We start from the raw sequence: 16,762 nt of genomic DNA, 5'->3' as shown, positions 1-16,762 counted from the left end.
GTGATTCATGTGAGCGCCGTTGGGGAGGCTCGCCTCCCCGGGAGGAGAGCAAATCATGAAGACCATCATCAAGTCCCGTGCCTCGCGCGTCGCCATGCTCATGGCCGGCAGCGCGCTTGCCGCCATTTCGTTACCCGCTGCGGCGCAGGATGCCGGCGCGGAAGAGGAAGCCACCGGCAACGTCATCATCGTGACCGCGACCAAGCGCGACTCGACCATCCAGGACGTGCCTTTCTCGATCAACGCACAGACGCAGGAAGACATCCAGAAATCGGGCGCAACCACGCTCGAGGATGTGTCGCGCAACGTCGCCGGCCTGTCGGTGCAGAACCTCGGGCCCGGCCAGAGCCAGGTCTCCGTGCGCGGCGTCTCCGCCGGCCAGGTCGTCCGCGACCAGCCGGGCGTGAAGGAACAGGTCGGCGTCTACCTCGACGAAAGCGTCATCTCGCTGTCGCTGTTCACGCCCGACCTCGACCTCTTCGACCTCAACCGCGTCGAAACGCTGCGCGGCCCGCAGGGCACGCTGTTCGGTTCGGGCAGTGTCGGCGGCACCATCCGCTACATCACCAACCAGCCGCTCGTTGGCGTCAACGAAGGCATGGTCGAAGGCAATGTGAACCTCGTCGATGGCGACGACATGGGCTGGCACATGAAGGGCATGGTCAACGTCGCCCTTGGTGACCGCATGGCGCTGCGCGCGGTCGGTTACTTCACCGAATACGGCGGCTTCATCAATGCTGTCGGTCCGGCCGGCGGCGACGACATCAACGGTGGCGAGCGTTACGGCGGTCGCATCGCGCTGACCTACGAAGTCAGCGAGAACGTGACCATTACCCCGCGCGCCGTCTACCAGAAGGTCAAGGCCGACGGTTTCAACCGCCAGGAAATCTACAACCTCTATTACAATGAATTCCTGACGACCCCGCAGTCCTTCGACGAGCGCGAGCAGTACCTGCTGCTGCGTGAAGGCTTCGAGGATGAAACCTTCATTGGCGACCTTGTCATCAACGCCGACATCTCGGACATCACGCTGACTTCGGTGTCATCCATCACCGATCGCAGCATCCTCGTAAGCCGCGATGCCAGCGCCCTGACGGGCTCGGTCTCGGTCGACCTCGGCTTCCCCGATGCCGGCGTGCTGCTGCCGTCGAACCTGCGCGACACCACCGACGTCAACAGCTTCACCCAGGAACTGCGCCTGTCGTCCAACTACGGCGGTCCGTTCCAGTGGGTGTTCGGCGGTTTCTATTCGGACACCGAGCGCTTCTATCGCCAGCGCTTGCCCACCCCGGGCTATGACGCATTCACCGATGCCGCATTCGGTGCGGGCACTTCCGCAGCGGTCGCCAATGGCTTCCCGCTGAATTCGCCCTACAATGCCGACCTTCCGTACGACCTGACGCAGTTCGCAATCTTCGGCGAAGGCACCTATGCCCTGACCGACGCGTTCGACGTCACCGTGGGCCTGCGCTGGTACGACTTCACCGAGACGCGCAAGTTCATCTCGGGCGGCCTGTTTGCCAATGGCGACAACGTCGAGGACAAGACCACGTCCGATGGCTTCAGCCCGCGCATCCTGCTGAGTTACGATGTCAACGACACGGTGACCGTCAACGCCCAGGCTTCGAAGGGCTTCCGTCTTGGCGGCGTGAACGATCCGCTCAACGTGACGCTCTGCTCGCCGGCGGACGAAGCACTGTTCGGGTCGTTCCAGAGCTACGATGACGAATCGCTGTGGAACTACGAAGTTGGCGCCAAGGCCCAGGGCCGCGGCTTCTATGCCAACGTCGCCGGCTTCTACAACGACATCAAGAACCTGCAGGTTACCCTCGATGCCGGCAGCTGTTCGTCGCGCATCGTGTTCAACGTTCCCGATGCCCACACCATGGGCTTCGAGGCGGAAGTCGGCCTGTCGCCGGTCGCCGGTCTCGACTTCGTGTTCTCGGGCAGCCTGATCGAAGCTGAATTCGACACCACCCTGCCGGGCGCTCTGACCTCGGCTACGGGTATTCGCGAGGGCAATCGCCTGCCGTCGGTGCCGAAGTTCCAGTTCTCGACCTCGGCCAGCTACGAGTTCCCGATCGGGTCCTCGGCAGACGCCTACATCGCGGCTTCCTACAGCCATGTCGGCAACCGCTACACCCAGCCGGCAGACCAGGAAAACAACCCGCGGACGTTCACGCATGGCCTGCCGTTCGGCGGTGCCGCTGCTGGCGATGCAACGACAGTGGACCTGCTCCTCCCGTCCTACGACATCGTGAACCTCAGCGTGGGTGTCGATCTCGACAGCGGTCTGTCGCTGGTCGCCTACGTCAACAACGTGTTCGACGAGAACGCGCTGCTGAGCTTCGACCGTGAGCGTGGCGGGCGTGCGCGTCTTTCCTACCTTACCAACCAGCCGCGTACTTTCGGCATCACGGCCCGCCAGTCGTTCTGACGCGCCGATTGCAAAACAAAGTGAAGGGCCGGGGTGCGAACTCCGGCCCTTTTCCTTTGCCCGCACTTCGGGCAATCCCGCTGACGTCGACAGGAGGCGGATGAGTGATGCTCGAGTTGCGGATTGCCACGAGGGATGACCGCGAGGCGATAGCGGATCTGATGGAGCGATCGATTGCCGAACTGCAGCGCGGCTTCCTGACGCCCGAGGAAATCGAAAGCTCTCGCGTGGCCATGGGCCTCGACCTCACACTGATCGACGATGGCACTTACTTCTGCGTGATGGAAGGCGATGCGCTGGCGGGCTGCGGGGGCTGGTCGCGCCGAGCGACGCTGTACGGCGGCGACCATTCGGCGGGTCGCGATTCCCGCCTCCTCGACCCGGAGAAGGAACGCGCGCGGATCCGGGCGATGTACACGCATCCCGACCACACCCGCAAAGGGGTCGGCCGGATGATCCTCGAAGCTTCGGAGAATGCGGCCCGCGCGGAGGGTTTCAGGGAGCTGGAGATGGCCGCGACAATGTCCGGCAAGCCGCTCTATTTCGCGTGCGGCTACACGGTGGAGAGCGAATGGTTCGACACCCATGGCGCGGTGCCCGTACCGCTGGCGACCATGACCAAGCGGATAGCCTAGGTCGCCGGGCGGGCGAAGAACCACCAGCCGGCGGCCAGCAGCGCGCCCCCCCAGATTACGATCACAATGACCAGCCCCGCAGTGGAGCGAGGCTTTTCCGAAACCTGTGCGGCCTTGTCGCGATACTCGGCCATGAGGTCGGGCGGGATCAGTCGCAAGACCGTCCAAATACCCAGGGGGACCAGAATCAGGTCGTCGAGCAGGCCAAGCACCGGGATGAAATCCGGAATGAGGTCGATCGGGCTTAGCGCATAGGCGGCAACCGCCAGCGCAACGCCGCGCGCGATCCATGGCGTGCGCGGGTCGCGGCCCGCAATGTAGAGCGCCAGCACGTCCCGCTTCAGTGCGCGGGCCCAGCCCTTGAGGTCAGCCAGCAAGCGCCGCCTTGACGAAATCCGCACAACGCTCGCCGATCATGATCGACGGGGCATTGGTATTGCCCGAGACAAGGCGCGGCATGATGCTGGCATCGGCGACATAGAGCCCGTCGACCCCGCGCGCTTTCAGCGTCGGATCGACCACCGAGTCCTCGTCCGATCCCATCCGACAGGTGCCGACCGGGTGATAGACGGTGTCGGCGCGGTTGCGGATCAGCTCGTCGAGCTGGGCATTGTCGTCGAGATTGATCGGGTAGCGGTCGCGCGGTTCGTATTTGGCCAAGCTTGGCGAGGTAACGATGCGGTGCGACAGGCGCACGCCTTCGCGCAGGGTCGCAATATCGCGATCATCGTCAAGGAAGTTGGGATCGATCCGCGGCGCGTCGGCCGCGTTGCGGCTGTCGAGCCTGACGGTGCCGCGACTCTCGGGCCTGAGCACGCAGGCGTGGAGCGAGAAGCCATAGCCTTTCACATCGGTCCGGCCATGGTCCTCGAGCATGGCGGGAACGAAGTGCCACTGGATGTCGGGAGCGGGTGCGTCGGGCATTACGGTCCAGAAACCGCCCGCCTCGGCATAGGGTGTGGTCATCCGTCCGGTGCGGAAGCGGCGGTGTTCCACCAGCGCCTTGGCGACCTTGAGCGTGCCTGCGAGCGTCTTGCCGAAGAACTCGTTGCTGTTGACCTGCCAGCTCGACACGTAGTCGATATGGTCCTGGAGGTCGGAGCCGACTGCAGGCCGGTCTGCCACCACGTCGATCCCGTGTTCGCGCAAGTGGGTGGCGGGGCCGATGCCCGACAGCATCAGGATCTGCGGCGAGTTGAACGCACCTGCCGAAAGCACGACCGCACCTTTCGCCTTCACGGTGCGCTGGCGCGAACCGACCGAATACGTCACGCCCGTCACCCGGCCACCGGAGATTTCGAGCTTCTGGACGGTCACGCCGATCCGGATGTCGAGATTGCTGGCATTGCGCCGCGGCTCGACATAGGCGCGCGCCGCCGACCACCGCTCACCGTCCTTCTGCGTGACCTGGTAGAGCCCGAAGCCTTCCTGCTTCTCACCGTTGAAATCGGCATTGCGCGGCAACTGGAGCTGTGCCGCCGCCTCGACGAAGGCGAGGCTGCCCGGATTCGGCCATTTCTGGTCGCTGACCCACAGTGGCCCGTGGTTTCCGTGGTAGGCATCAGGACCGCGGACATTGTGTTCGGCGCGCTTGAAGTAGGGCAGCACATCATCGTAGCCCCATCCGGAGCATCCGAGTTCCGCCCAATTGTCGTAGTCCCACTTGTTGCCGCGGATATAGACCATCGCATTGATGGCCGAGGAGCCGCCAAGACCCTTGCCGCGTGGCTGGTAGCCGATCCGGCCGTTCAGCCCTTTCTGCGGGACAGTCTCGTACATGTAGTTGGCCGCCGGGTTCGGGATCGCGAGCAGGCCTGGCGTGGTAATGCGCATGCCATTATTGCGCCCGCCCGCCTCGAGCAGGCAAACTGTCTTGCCCGCCTCGGCCAGGCGACCGGCCACCGCACTGCCGGCGCTTCCGCCGCCGACCACCACAACATCGAACTCGTCCATGAAAGCTCCTCTCGATTCGAGAGGTTAGGCAGGCTCCGCGTCGCCCGCAATCGGGTTTGCATTTGAAACGGGTCGAACTGGCTCTGCCTGGCGTTCGAGCCAGCGCTCGCGGATCATGTCGGAGGTTTCGCGGCTGCCATCATGCGTCCACCCGGGTTCGCGCAGCAGGTAGCCAAGCTTGCTGCCCCAGGGCGCGCGCCACATGTCCTGCACGATGCCGATCCATTCGTGGAAGACGGCCCACAGCAGGTTGAAGCTGCCCAGTTGCTTGACGATGCCGTAGCGGATTTTCTCGTCGTCCACCTCGGCCTCGAAGGTACCGAACATCTTGTCCCAGACGATGAAGACGCCGGCATAATTGCGATCGAGATAGCGCGGGTTGGTGGCGTGGTGGACACGGTGGTGGCTTGGCGTGTTCATCACTGCCTCGAACCAGCGCGGCATGCGGTGGATCGCCTCGGTGTGGATCCAGAACTGGTAGATCAGGTTGAAGCCGGCGCAGATGGCGATCATGCCCGGATGGAAGCCGAGGAGAACCAGCGGCAGCTTGAACACGAAGCCCAGCGTCAGGAACCCGGTCCATGTCTGCCGGAGCGCGGTCGACAGGTTGTAATGCTGGCTCGAATGGTGGTTCACATGGCTCGCCCAGAACCAGCGCACGCGGTGGCCGAAGCGATGGACCCAGTAATAGGCAAGATCGTCGAGCACGAAGCAAAGGGCGAAAGCCCACCAGGTCCACGGCACGTCGAACAGGCGGAACTGCCACACCCACAGGAACAGCGCGAGGAAGGCGCCACCCGAAATCAGCCCCGCGACCGTGCTCCCCAACCCGAAGGCAAGGCTGGTAAGCGTGTCCTTCGGTTCATACGCGTCGGGCCGCTTCCTCCACGCCCAGATCATCTCGATCAGGACGAGGGCGACGAATCCGGGCACGGCGAGTTCGGTGGGTGAGAAATCGGGCATCCTGGACCTATCCTATGCCTTCGATCGCCTGCATCCAAGCTGAAGCATCGGCCAGCTTGAGGCGCGCGGCACCGTAACGCTTTTCGGCAGTGTCGATCACCAGCGTACCACCTTCGATACGCGCAGTCGCCGCGCGCGTCAGGACCCGTCCAGCGAAGTGCGATCCATGCGGACGGAGAAGCAGGATACGCCCCGACGCATCGCGAAGCAGCGCGCCGTGGCCATCCTCGTCGATTGCGCAATCGACTGCCAGGAAGCCGCTCACCGCCTCGTCGGCAGCGCCGAGCGCCGCCTCCCGATCGGCCAGCCGAGGCGTCGGACCAAGCTTGAGCCACCATGCGATGGCGGCAAGCGCAAGGATCGCAGCCAGCGAGCCGAGGAACTGGATCAGGGCAGGGGGGAGTCCGCTCATGGCTGCGCGGATTGGCATGCACGCCCATTTCCGGCAAGCAGGTCGCAACAAGGGAGACACAGATGAAATCCGCACTCGCCATCGCCACGGCCATGCTTCTCGCCGGAACTGCCGCACCTGCAATTGCACAGCAGGCCGACCCTCTCGCCGAAGTCACCGCGCAAGGGGACCGCACGGCAAGGGTTGCCAAGCAGATCTGGGACTGGGCAGAGCTCGGCTACCTCGAAACCCGCTCGAGCGGTCTCCTGCAGGACGAGCTCGACCGCGAAGGATTCAAGGTCAAGGCAGGCGTTGCCGAGATTCCGACAGCATTCGTTGCCGAGTGGGGCAAGGGTGGGCCTGTCATCGCCATTCTCGCCGAATTCGATGCGCTACCGGGGATCACCCAGTCGACCTCTTCCGCGCGCGATCCGCTTGCGGAGAAGCTCGCCGGTCATGCCTGCGGGCACAATCTGTTCGGGGCTGGATCACTGACCGCGGCGATCGCGGTGAAGCGCTGGCTCGAAAAGACAGGCACGCCGGGCCGAATCAGGCTTTACGGCACGCCTGCCGAAGAGGGCGGTTCGGGCAAGGTCTACATGGCGCGGGCGGGCCTGTTCAACGACGTTGACGTGGCGATCAACTGGCACCCGTCCGACGAGAACAGCGCGGCAGCGCAGACCAGCCTCGCCAACCGTTCTGCCAAATTCCGCTTCAAGGGCGTGTCGGCCCACGCCGCTGGCGCTCCGGAGCGGGGACGCAGCGCGCTCGACGGGGTCGAGGCGATGAACATGATGGCCAACATGATGCACGAGCACACCGACATGGACACGCGCATCCACTACGTCATCACGCAAGGGGGCTCGGCTCCCAATGTCGTTCCCGACTTCGCCGAGAGCTTTTATTACGTGCGTCATCCAGATGCGGACGAGGTGCGGCGCCTGTGGACCCGGCTCGAAGCGGCGGCCAAGGGTGGGGCCATGGGAACGGGTACCGAAGTCGAGTGGGAGATCATCCACGGCAACAACCCGCTGCTGGTCAACGAGACGCTGCAGAAGGTGATGGACGCCAAGCTGCGGAGCCTCGGCGGCGTCGAATACACGGCCGAGGAACGCGCTTGGGCCACGGAAATCGCCAAGAGTTTCGGCGAGAAAGCCGAGCCGTTGGAGGATGCGGCCAAGATCCAGCCCTATGCGAAGTCGCTCGGCTATGGGTCTACCGATGTGGGCGATGTTTCGTGGACCACGCCCACAGTCGGCCTCGACACCGCGACCTGGGTCCCGGGAACCAGCGCCCACAGCTGGCAGGCGGTCGCGGCGAGCGGCTCGACGATCGGGTTCAAAGGGGCGCAACTGGCCGCCAAGGCGATGACCCTGATGGCGGCCGAGCTGTTCACCAATCCCGATCTGCGTGCAGCAGCACGGGCCGAATTCGACGCGTCGCGCGGTCCGGACTACGAATATGTATCGCTACTGGGCGACCGCGATCCGCCGCTCGACTATCGCAAGTAGTCAGGCGGCTTTCGCGGCCAGCTGCTTCATGACGGGCAGGATGAGCACCGGGTTGTAGCCCGCATCGCGCACCATTTCCGCGACGATGTCAGGATCGCGGCCCTGCTTCGCCTGCGAGAGCGCCCAGAGCATGCTCGAGCGATTGCCCGATCGGCAGAAGGCCAGGATGTCGCCGTCCGCTTCGGCAAGCGCACAAGCCATTGCGTCGATCTGTTCGGGGCCGATACCCTCGGCGCCGACGGGTATCGAGACATAGGCGATGCCGGCAGCCTTGGCCGCTGCGGCAATCAGTGCCCCGTCGGGCTGGTCGTCTTCCTCGGCATCGGGACGGTTGTTGATGATGAGTGCGAAACCGCGGTCGGCTGCGCGCGCTACGTCGTCCGGAGAAATCTGTCCTGCGACGAAAACGGCCTCATCGATGGGGGTCCATTCGGTCATTGTGCGTCGTCCTGCTATTCTTCGCCTTGCGCCTGTTGCGCTGCAGCATGTTGAGCAGTTCGACACCTAGTGCGAATCCCATGGAAGCGTAGACATATCCTTTTGGCACATGGAAACCCAATCCATCGGCCACCAGGATCGCGCCGATCATGACCAGGAACGCGAGCGCCAGCATGACCAGCGTCGGGTTCTTCTCGATGAACTGGGCCATCGGATCGGCGGCGACCATCATGATGCCTACGGTGATCACGACTGCAGCAACCATGATCGGGATGTCATCGGTCATGCCCACGGCGGTGAGGATCGAATCGATCGAAAAGACCATGTCGATTGCGATGATCTGCGCAATAACTGCACCGAAGGTGGCGGTCGCAGCGGCTGCAACCCCCGGCGTCTTGTCCAAGAGTTCGCCCGAATCGTCGCCAGGCTCCATCGAATGATGGATTTCCTTTGTCGCCTTCCACAGCAGGAACAGTCCGCCGGCGAGGAGAATCAGGTCGCGCCCTGAAAAGGCAGTCTCGAAGCTGGGTTCGCCGTACTGGTTTGGCGCACCGGTCAGGCCCAGGTCGAAAAGCGGCGTTTGCAGGGTCACCAGCCAGCCGATCAGCATCAGCAGGCCGATGCGCATGACGAGCGCGAGGGCGAGGCCGATCTTGCGCGCCTTCTGCTGTTGATGCTCGGGCAGCTTGTTGGACAGGATCGCTATGAAAATGAGGTTGTCGACGCCTAGAACGACTTCAAGAGCGATCAGTGTCAGCAGGGCCAGCCAGGCGGCCGGATCGGTGAGCAAGGCCATGATTTCCATCGTCCCGCTCTGCCAACTCGTTCCGGCGGTGACAAGGGAAACGGCCGACAAATCCGGCCTTGCGAAAATGTCACAATTTTGCCGCGCATCGGGCGGTTGAGCTAAATCATTCGCGTATGGCGATGTTTCGCGCTATGAGGAGGACAAAATGTGGCGAATGCGTCCGAAATCGGTGCGCATGAGTCCGTGTCCGGCGTATCCTGCTGCCCCGCGCCGAAGCACAGTTACCCAAGGGCGGCCGAAGGTAATGTTCGAGTTATGGGTTACGACAGAGGGCGCCGCCGCGGACGGGACAAGCGCGACGGTTTCGGGGAGGAAGGTTTCGATCCGTTTGGCGGACCGCCGGCGGATTTTGCTCCACACAATTCATTCCGTGACGACCGCGGCGGCGGCGATCGCTTCGGCGGTGGCGGCGACCGTTTCGGCGGCGGCAACCGCGGCGGCGGTGGCGGCGGCTTTGGCGGCGGCCCGCGTGGTGGCGGTGGCGGCGGCTTCAACCGCATGCCCGCGCAAGTCGTCGGCACCGGCAAGGGCACGGTGAAGTTCTTCAACAGCCAGAAGGGCTTTGGCTTTATCCAGCAGGAAACCGGTGGCGAGGACGTTTTTGTCCACATCAGCGCTGTCGAGCGTGCGGGTCTCGAAGGCCTGGCTGAAGGTCAGGAGCTCGAGTTCAACCTCGTCGATCGCGGCGGCAAGGTTTCGGCTCAGGACCTCCAGGTCGTCGGCGATGTCATCGCTGTCGCCAAGCGCGAAGACGCGGCACCGCGTCGCGAGCTGACAGGCGAAAAGGCCAGCGGAACCGTGAAGTTCTTCAATTCGATGAAGGGCTTCGGCTTCCTGACTCGCGATGACGGTCAGCCGGACGCTTTCGTGCACATCAGTGCGGTCGAGCGTTCGGGCCTCTCCGGAATCGATGAAGGCCAGCGCTTCGAGTTCGATCTCGAAGTCGACCGACGCGGCAAATATTCGGCGGTCAACCTGGTTCCGATCTCGGAATAAGGTGCGCGCCTCGGCCCTCCCGGGTTTGACCCGGCAGGCGAGACGCAATAGATCGCTGACAAACACGCAGATGGCGGTTCCCTGACGGGACCGCCATTTGTCTTTGACCCGAGAGAGCCCCCGGAGACACCATGTCGATTTCGCCCCTGATGCCCGTCTATCCCCGTTGCGGCGTGCGCCCCGTTGAAGGCGACCACTGCCACCTCATCGACGAAGACGGCACCCGCTATCTCGATTTTGCCAGCGGCATTGCCGTGAACCTGCTTGGCCACAGCCACGCTGGCCTGATCGGCGCGATCCAGCAGCAGGCTGCGAAGCTGATGCACGTCTCGAACCTCTATGGCAGCCCGCAGGGAGAGGCGCTGGCACAGCGTCTGGTCGACAAGACATTTGCCGATACCGTGTTCTTCACCAACTCGGGTGCCGAGGCGGTCGAGTGCGCGATCAAGACCGCGCGTGCCTATCATCAGCATGTCGGCAATGACGACAAGTTCGAACTCATCACCTTTACCAACGCCTTCCATGGGCGGACGATGGCGACGATCAGCGCCTCGAACCAGGAAAAGATGCACAAGGGCTTCATGCCGCTGCTCGCCGGGTTCAAATATGCCGAGTTCGACGACCTCGAGAGCGCCAAGGCGCTGATGGGTCCGAATACCGCAGGCTTCCTGGTCGAACCGATCCAGGGCGAAGGGGGCATCCGCCCCGGCAGCGAGGAGTTCATTCGCGGCCTGCGCCAACTCGCCGACGAAAACGACCTCATGCTGGTGTTCGACGAGGTTCAGTGCGGTGTCGCCCGTACCGGCAAGCTCTATGCCTACGAGCACTACGGCATCGAGCCCGATATTATGGCGACAGCCAAGGGCATCGGTGGGGGCTTCCCGCTCGGCGCCTGCCTCGCGACCGAAAAGGCTGCGCGCGGCATGGGCTTCGGGACGCATGGCTCGACCTATGGCGGCAACCCGCTGGCCATGGCGGCCGGCATGGCGGTGATGGATGCCGTCGCCAATGACGAATTCCTCGCCGAAGTGACCGAGAAGGGGGAGCGCCTGCGCAGCCGGCTCGAACAGTTCATCGGCAATTATCCCGAGCTTTTCGAACTCGTTCGCGGCAAGGGATTGATGCTCGGCCTCAAGATGAAAGTCGAAAGCCGGCCGTTCTACGTGCACCTGCGCGACAATCACCAACTGCTGACCGTTGCTGCGGGCGACAACACACTGCGCATCCTGCCTCCGTTGGTGGCTGATGATGCCGAATTCGACGAATTCTTCGACAAGCTCTCCGCCGGTGCGGCGAGCTTCGATCCGGCCACGGCCTGAGGAGACGATGGCGGTGAATCACTTCCTCGACCTCTCGGATGCGGGCGGGGATGCGATTGCCGCCATGCTTGCCGACGCACAGGATCGGAAGGCGGCGCGTGCGGGCTGGCCGAAAGGCAAGCCCGACGCCGACGCGCCGCTTGCGGGTCACGTGCTGGCGATGATCTTCGAGAAGAATTCTACCCGCACCCGCGCCAGCTTCGACATAGCCATGCGCCAGCTGGGCGGTAGTGCGCTAATCCTTGATTCGGGGACAAGCCAGCTCGGCCGAGGTGAAAGCATTGCCGATACGGCACGCGTGCTCAGCCGTATGGCCGATGCAATCATGATCCGCACGGACGACCATGCGAAAGCCGAAGAACTGGCGCACTATGCCAGTGTACCGGTCATCAACGGCCTGACCGATCGCTCGCATCCCTGCCAGATCGTTGCCGACCTTCTGACCATGGTTGAACAGGGCAAGGCCCTGCCGGGTCTCGAACTAGCCTGGTTGGGGGACGGCAACAATGTCCTCCACTCGATCCTTGAGGCAGCAGGCATCTTCAAGTTCAACGTCCGCGTCGGCACGCCGCAGGGTTACGAGCCGGAGACCGAATTCGTCGAAATGGCCCGGACCGGCGGTGCGCAGGTCACGCTGACCAAGAATGCAGCCGAAGCTGCCGAGGGCGCGGACATCGTCGTCACCGACACCTGGGTGTCGATGGGCCAGGAGCATGTTCACAACAAGCTTGCGGCGATGGAGCCGTTCCGCGTCGACGAGAAACTGATGGCCCGCGCCAAGCCCGATGCGCGCTTTCTCCACTGCCTGCCTGCGCATGTAGGAGACGAAGTCAGTAGCGGCGTCTTCGAAAGCTCCCAATCGGTGGTTTTCGACGAGGCGGAAAACCGCATCCACGCGCAGAAGTCGATCCTGCTTTGGTGTCACGGTAAGCTGTAGGTGGGGCCGAGCCCCTACCATTTTGCTGCCCACGCCCCATATGGCGGCGATGAACGACACCCCCCTCCAGCCCGAAGAGACCTATTCGGGCCGTCTCCTCGGCTTCACCATCCCTTCGCAGAACGCGCGTGGCCGGCTCGTCCGTCTCGACGGTGTGCTGGACGAAGTCCTGTCGGCACATGCCTACCCGGCGCCCATCACCCACCTGCTTGCCGAAGCTCTTGTCTTGGCGGCGCTGATCGGTGGCCTTCTCAAGGACGACGGGTCGCAGGTAACCATGCAGGCGCAGACCGAAGAGGGCGCCGTGCGTCTGCTGGTGTGCGATTTCAAGGGTGGCGCGCTACGTGGCTATGTTGATTTCGACGAGAGTCGACTTGCCGAACTGGGGGCCAATCCATCCCTCTTTGCGCTCTTTGGCAAAGGCTATCTCGCGATCACTTTCGATATCCCGTCGGGCCAGGGCCGTTACCAGGGCATCGTACCGCTGGAGGGTGGCAGCCTCTCGGAAGCATGCGAGAGCTACTTCTACCAGTCGGAGCAGGTCCCCACACTCATCCGTTGCGCCGTACGCTCCGGAAGCGAGGGAACGGTGGCTGCGGGCATGCTAGTCCAGCATCTGCCCGACGGAGAGGAAGGACGCGAACGCCTCCATGCGCGACTAGACCATCCCGAGTGGGAACATGTCGCCGTCATGGGCGGCTCTATCCGCCATGAAGAGTTGCTCGACAACGATTTGTCGCTGGAGGCCATAGCTTGGAGGCTGTTCCACGATGAAGACGAGGTCCGCATTCAGCCGGGCGCCGCCATCGCGCGTGGATGCAGGTGCTCGATCGAGCACTACGAGCAGGTTCTTGGCCGTTTCCCGGAAGAAGACAGGGCAGACATGCGCAATGACGACGGGCTCATTCTGGTCGATTGTGCGTTCTGTTCGAAGCAGTTTGCCATCGCCGGATAACGGTCTGTCGATGTTATACAACGGTTAAGCGCAGTTTTGCTGTAATATGGACGAATCGGGGCGGCGATTTCGCTCCGCTTGAAAGGTGGTTCGAGTGAAGATGCGTGTATCTGCAAAGGCGATAGCCATTGCGGCGGCTTGTCTGGCGGCTCCTGTGCTTGCGCAGGGATCGCTGGCGATGCTCGACACGCTGCAAAAGGGCGGTTGGGAAGTGCGCTATCGCGATGGCAGTGCCAGCCGTAAGGTCTGCGTGCGCTCGGGCCGCGAGTTCATCCAGCTGCGCCACACGGACAGTGGCTGCAATCGCTTCGTCGTCGAAGACGGCGCCAGTGAAGTGACCGTTCAGTACACCTGCCGTGGCAATGGCTATGGCCGGACGAACATTCGCAAGGAAACCCCGGCCCTCGTCCAAATCGACAGCCAGGGGATCGCGGACGGTAAGCCATTCCAGTTTTCTGCCGAAGCCCGACGGACTGCGTCCTGCGACTGATGATTGCCGCAGGGCGCGATCCGTTCTAGCGGCTCGCACCATGCCCAAGGAAAACGATACTAAGCCTGGCCCGGCGGTAATCCTCCTGTCCGGCGGCCTGGATTCCATGGTGACCGCCGCCATTGCGCGCGAGCGTGGCCATGAAATCCATGCGCTGACGATTGATTACGGTCAGCGTCACGTCCGTGAGCTGGAATCGGCAAGGGCAATCGCGCAGAAGCTGGGTGTCGTCCGGCACGTCCTGCTTCCGCTCGACCTTCGCCAATTCGGCGGCTCGGCACTGACCGACGATATAGATGTGCCCAAGGGCGGTGTCGGGGAAGACATTCCGGTAACTTATGTTCCCGCCCGAAACCTGGTCTTTCTGGCTCTGACCACCGCCTTCGCGGAAACGTCCGGATCCCGCGATATCTTCATCGGCGTAAATGCGCTCGACTACTCGGGCTATCCGGATTGCCGGCCCGAGTTCATCGCCAGCTTTGCCGAAACCGCACGCCTCGGGACCAAGCAGGGCGTGGAAGGCATGCCTTTCACCATTCATGCGCCTCTCCAGCACATGTCGAAAGCGGAGATCGCACGTGAATGCCATCGGCTCGACCTGAACCCCTCCTGGAGTTGGTCCTGTTACGATCCCACACCCGAGGGATTGGCATGTGGCGGATGTGATTCGTGTCGATTGCGCCGAAAGGGCTTTGCCGAAGCGGGGGTTGTCGATAGCACTCCCTACGCACAGGATGCGCCAGCACTGACGGAGTAAGTAATTGACCGAAGCCACAGACGCGACCGCCCCCGCAACTGAACAGAACGGGAGTGGCGCCGAAACCAAGGTCTCGGCCTATAGCTGGTACGCGCTCAGCGTCCTCGTCCTAATCTACGTGCTGAACTTCATCGATCGCCAGATTCTTTCAATCCTGGCGAACGATATCAAGGCCGACCTCGGTGTCGAGGATGACTACCTTGGCTTCCTCTACGGCACGGCTTTTGCCGTATTTTATGCGCTGTTCGGCATTCCGCTGGGTAAGCTCGCCGACAGCTGGAAACGCGTGCGCCTGATGGCAATCGGCCTGACCCTGTGGTCGACCATGACCGCGTTGTCGGGATTCGCGAAAAATGCCACCACCTTGACCGTCGCACGTATCGGGGTGGGCGTGGGCGAAGCTACGGCCAGCCCCTCTGCGTATTCTCTCATCAGCGACTGGTTCCCCGCGCGGCTGAGAGCGACTGCCTTGGCGATATATTCATCGGGCCTGTATCTAGGCGGCGGAATCTCGCTGCTCATTGGCGGCCTGATCGTCGAGAACTGGAACGCGGCTTATCCGGAAGGCGGGCCACTCGGCCTCGCAGGCTGGCAAGCGGCATTCCTCGCAGTGGGCATCCCGGGACTGTTGCTGGCACTCTGGGTCCTCACTTTGCGGGAACCGGTGCGCGGTGCGATAGACGGCCTGCCGACTCCCGAAGATCCCGAACCTTTCAAGGGCTTCGTACGCGAGCTTTTCCAGGTAATTCCGCCGTTCACTATCTTCGGAGCGGCGGCTCGAGGGACGAGCGCTTTGGCGATGAACCTGGCTGGCGCGGCATTCTTCGCAGCGCTCGCTTGGATCCTCTGGCGCTGGACCGGGGTGCTCGAACAATGGGTATTCCTGGGAGTCGGCTATTATGCCGTCTTCAGCTGGGCGATGGGCCTGCGCGCGCGCGACCTCCCGACGTTTCGTCTGACATGGGGTTCACCGGCGTTCCTGTGCACCATCCTTGGTTACGGCACAGTATCCTTCATTTCCTATGCCGCATCGTACTGGGGTGCCCCTTACGCGGAGCGCGCGCTGGGCGCGTCCAAGTCCGATCTTGGCCTCTTGCTTGGCGCGCCGGCCGCCGTGGCTGGTTTCGTAGGGGTCATCGTCGGGGGCTGGATCGCGGACATGCTGATCAAGCGACGCCCCAACGGACGCGTCTGGATCATCATGCTGGGCCTGCTGGCACCGCTTCCCGTGATGTGGGTGGCCTACACCACGAGTGATGTGACCATCTTCTACATCGCCAGCTTCTTTGCCCAGATGCTCAGCGCATCGGCGCTTGGAGGAGCGGCTGCAACAAGCCAGTCCCTGGTGTTGCCACGGATGCGTGGATTGGCGACCGCGACTTTTTTCCTCGCAACGACTCTGGTTGGCCTCGGCCTGGGACCCTTTATGGCGGGCTATGTCTCGGCTACCAACGGCGATGACCTCTCCAAGGGAGTGCTGTCGACATTCATCGTCGCGCCGTTCGGTTTCGCACTCCTCGTCGGGGCGCTTTGGCTGGTCCCGCGGGCCAGTGCCAATGTGCGCAACTGGGCCCGCGAAGCCGGCGAACCGATCGAGGCCTAGTTCGCTTCGAATACTCCGCATGCAATGCGTGACCCGGCATTGCCTGTCGGGTCGGTGCGATAGTCGTCAGCATTTGCGTGAATGACGATGGCCGTACCGTCGGCATCGAACAGGTCGGCCATTACGTTGGACGGTTCGCCCGGCAGATCGACCACGGCAGTGGCGGTTCGATTGGACGCCACGTCCAGATTGGGCATGTCGCCGAGGTGCTTGCCACCGGCCGATAGCGATCCGTGTGCCTTGCCCCCCGGATTGAGGTGCCCACCCGCGCTCGTGAAGTCAGGTGCGATGCACTTGCCGGTGGTGTGAAGATGGAAACCATGGATACCCGGTTCGATACCGGCAACCGCCGCACTGAGGGTCAGCCGGTCGCCCTTGCGCGTGATCTGGGCTGAGCCAATCGGGATGCCGCTTGGCAGCCTGATCGTAGCTTCTCCGAGCCGTTCTTCGGGCAGACTGTCGATCGTGGTGCAGCCGCTGACAACAGCAGCAAGCGCAAGGCTGGCGACAAAAAAGCGCATTACTCAGTTCTCCCTTCCATGGATCCGACACGATCCCAACGAAAAAGG

The 16,762-nt window shown here is 63.0% G+C and carries 17 protein-coding genes; 10 read left to right on the top strand and 7 right to left on the bottom strand.

The genetic code is table 11. The features are described 5' to 3' along the window. Positions 1-55 precede the first annotated feature (55 nt). Positions 56-2,437: a TonB-dependent receptor gene (locus RAM60_RS11990; protein ID WP_369026575.1), complete on the top strand. Its 2,382-nt coding sequence runs from the start codon at positions 56-58 to the stop codon at positions 2,435-2,437. Between the two features lie 107 nt (positions 2,438-2,544). Beyond that, positions 2,545-3,072 carry a GNAT family N-acetyltransferase gene (locus tag RAM60_RS11985; protein WP_369027330.1) on the top strand — a complete coding sequence of 176 codons (528 nt, stop codon included), beginning with the start codon at positions 2,545-2,547 and terminating at the stop codon, positions 3,070-3,072. Here RAM60_RS11985 and RAM60_RS11980 read toward each other — a convergent pair. From RAM60_RS11980 to RAM60_RS11965, 4 genes are read right to left on the bottom strand one after another with little or no spacing between them, the layout of a single operon-like run. Next, positions 3,069-3,449: a YkvA family protein gene (locus tag RAM60_RS11980; protein ID WP_369026576.1), complete on the bottom strand. Its 381-nt coding sequence runs from the start codon at positions 3,447-3,449 to the stop codon at positions 3,069-3,071. The two genes, RAM60_RS11985 and RAM60_RS11980, sit on opposite strands and share 4 nt — an antisense overlap. Then, positions 3,439-5,025 carry a GMC family oxidoreductase gene (locus RAM60_RS11975; RefSeq protein ID WP_369026577.1) on the bottom strand — a complete coding sequence of 529 codons (1,587 nt, stop codon included), beginning with the start codon at positions 5,023-5,025 and terminating at the stop codon, positions 3,439-3,441. Before RAM60_RS11975 ends, RAM60_RS11980 begins: the two co-directional genes overlap by 11 nt. A 24-nt stretch (positions 5,026-5,049) precedes the next feature. Continuing rightward, positions 5,050-5,988: a sterol desaturase family protein gene (locus tag RAM60_RS11970; protein ID WP_369026578.1), complete on the bottom strand. Its 939-nt coding sequence runs from the start codon at positions 5,986-5,988 to the stop codon at positions 5,050-5,052. A gap of 7 nt (positions 5,989-5,995) precedes the next feature. Further along, positions 5,996-6,400 carry a hypothetical protein gene (locus RAM60_RS11965; protein WP_369026579.1) on the bottom strand — a complete coding sequence of 135 codons (405 nt, stop codon included), beginning with the start codon at positions 6,398-6,400 and terminating at the stop codon, positions 5,996-5,998. A gap of 62 nt (positions 6,401-6,462) precedes the next feature. Between RAM60_RS11965 and RAM60_RS11960 the strand changes: the two genes are divergently transcribed. After that, positions 6,463-7,890, top strand: coding sequence for an amidohydrolase (locus tag RAM60_RS11960; RefSeq protein WP_369026580.1), 1,428 nt, complete (start codon positions 6,463-6,465; stop codon positions 7,888-7,890). Here RAM60_RS11960 and RAM60_RS11955 read toward each other — a convergent pair whose 3' ends face one another. Continuing rightward, a complete protein-coding gene (locus RAM60_RS11955; protein ID WP_369026581.1) occupies positions 7,891-8,328 on the bottom strand; it encodes a protein tyrosine phosphatase family protein in 438 nt (145 codons plus the stop codon). Beyond that, positions 8,303-9,133: a TerC family protein gene (locus RAM60_RS11950; RefSeq protein WP_369026582.1), complete on the bottom strand. Its 831-nt coding sequence runs from the start codon at positions 9,131-9,133 to the stop codon at positions 8,303-8,305. The genes RAM60_RS11955 and RAM60_RS11950 overlap by 26 nt, the downstream gene beginning before the upstream one ends. Positions 9,134-9,391: 258 nt before the next feature. Between RAM60_RS11950 and RAM60_RS11945 the strand changes: the two genes are divergently transcribed. From RAM60_RS11945 to RAM60_RS11915, 7 genes are all read left to right on the top strand, one after another. Continuing rightward, positions 9,392-10,132, top strand: a complete 741-nt coding sequence (locus RAM60_RS11945) for a cold-shock protein (protein ID WP_369026583.1) — start codon at positions 9,392-9,394, stop codon at positions 10,130-10,132. A 131-nt stretch (positions 10,133-10,263) separates the two neighbouring features. Then, positions 10,264-11,451 (top strand): aspartate aminotransferase family protein, encoded by a 1,188-nt coding sequence (locus tag RAM60_RS11940; RefSeq protein ID WP_369026584.1) that lies wholly within the window; start codon positions 10,264-10,266, stop codon positions 11,449-11,451. 7 nt (positions 11,452-11,458) lie between these two features. After that, positions 11,459-12,388, top strand: coding sequence for an ornithine carbamoyltransferase (gene argF, locus RAM60_RS11935; protein WP_369026585.1), 930 nt, complete (start codon positions 11,459-11,461; stop codon positions 12,386-12,388). A 49-nt stretch (positions 12,389-12,437) separates the two neighbouring features. Then, positions 12,438-13,343 (top strand): Hsp33 family molecular chaperone HslO, encoded by a 906-nt coding sequence (gene hslO, locus RAM60_RS11930; RefSeq protein WP_369026586.1) that lies wholly within the window; start codon positions 12,438-12,440, stop codon positions 13,341-13,343. 100 nt (positions 13,344-13,443) lie between these two features. Beyond that, positions 13,444-13,833, top strand: a complete 390-nt coding sequence (locus RAM60_RS11925; RefSeq protein WP_369026587.1) for a hypothetical protein — start codon at positions 13,444-13,446, stop codon at positions 13,831-13,833. 40 nt (positions 13,834-13,873) lie between these two features. Then, on the top strand, positions 13,874-14,590 hold the full coding sequence (queC, locus tag RAM60_RS11920) for a 7-cyano-7-deazaguanine synthase QueC (RefSeq protein WP_369026588.1): 717 nt from the start codon (positions 13,874-13,876) through the stop codon (positions 14,588-14,590). Positions 14,591-14,594: 4 nt separating this feature from the next. After that, the gene (locus RAM60_RS11915) at positions 14,595-16,193 is read left to right on the top strand and encodes an MFS transporter (protein WP_200981565.1); all 1,599 of its coding nucleotides are present in this window, start codon (positions 14,595-14,597) and stop codon (positions 16,191-16,193) included. On the opposite strand, the gene RAM60_RS11910 is transcribed toward RAM60_RS11915, so the two are convergent. After that, positions 16,190-16,714 carry a superoxide dismutase family protein gene (locus tag RAM60_RS11910; RefSeq protein WP_200981564.1) on the bottom strand — a complete coding sequence of 175 codons (525 nt, stop codon included), beginning with the start codon at positions 16,712-16,714 and terminating at the stop codon, positions 16,190-16,192. The genes RAM60_RS11915 and RAM60_RS11910 overlap by 4 nt on opposite strands. Between the last annotated feature and the right edge of the window lie 48 nt (positions 16,715-16,762).

The sequence above is a fragment of the Qipengyuania sp. RANM35 genome (assembly GCF_041021145.2).
In the GTDB taxonomy this organism is placed as follows: domain Bacteria; phylum Pseudomonadota; class Alphaproteobacteria; order Sphingomonadales; family Sphingomonadaceae; genus Qipengyuania; species Qipengyuania soli.
The sequence above is the reverse complement of the archived record's forward strand: the minus strand, read 5'-3'. Positions and strand labels throughout refer to the sequence as shown.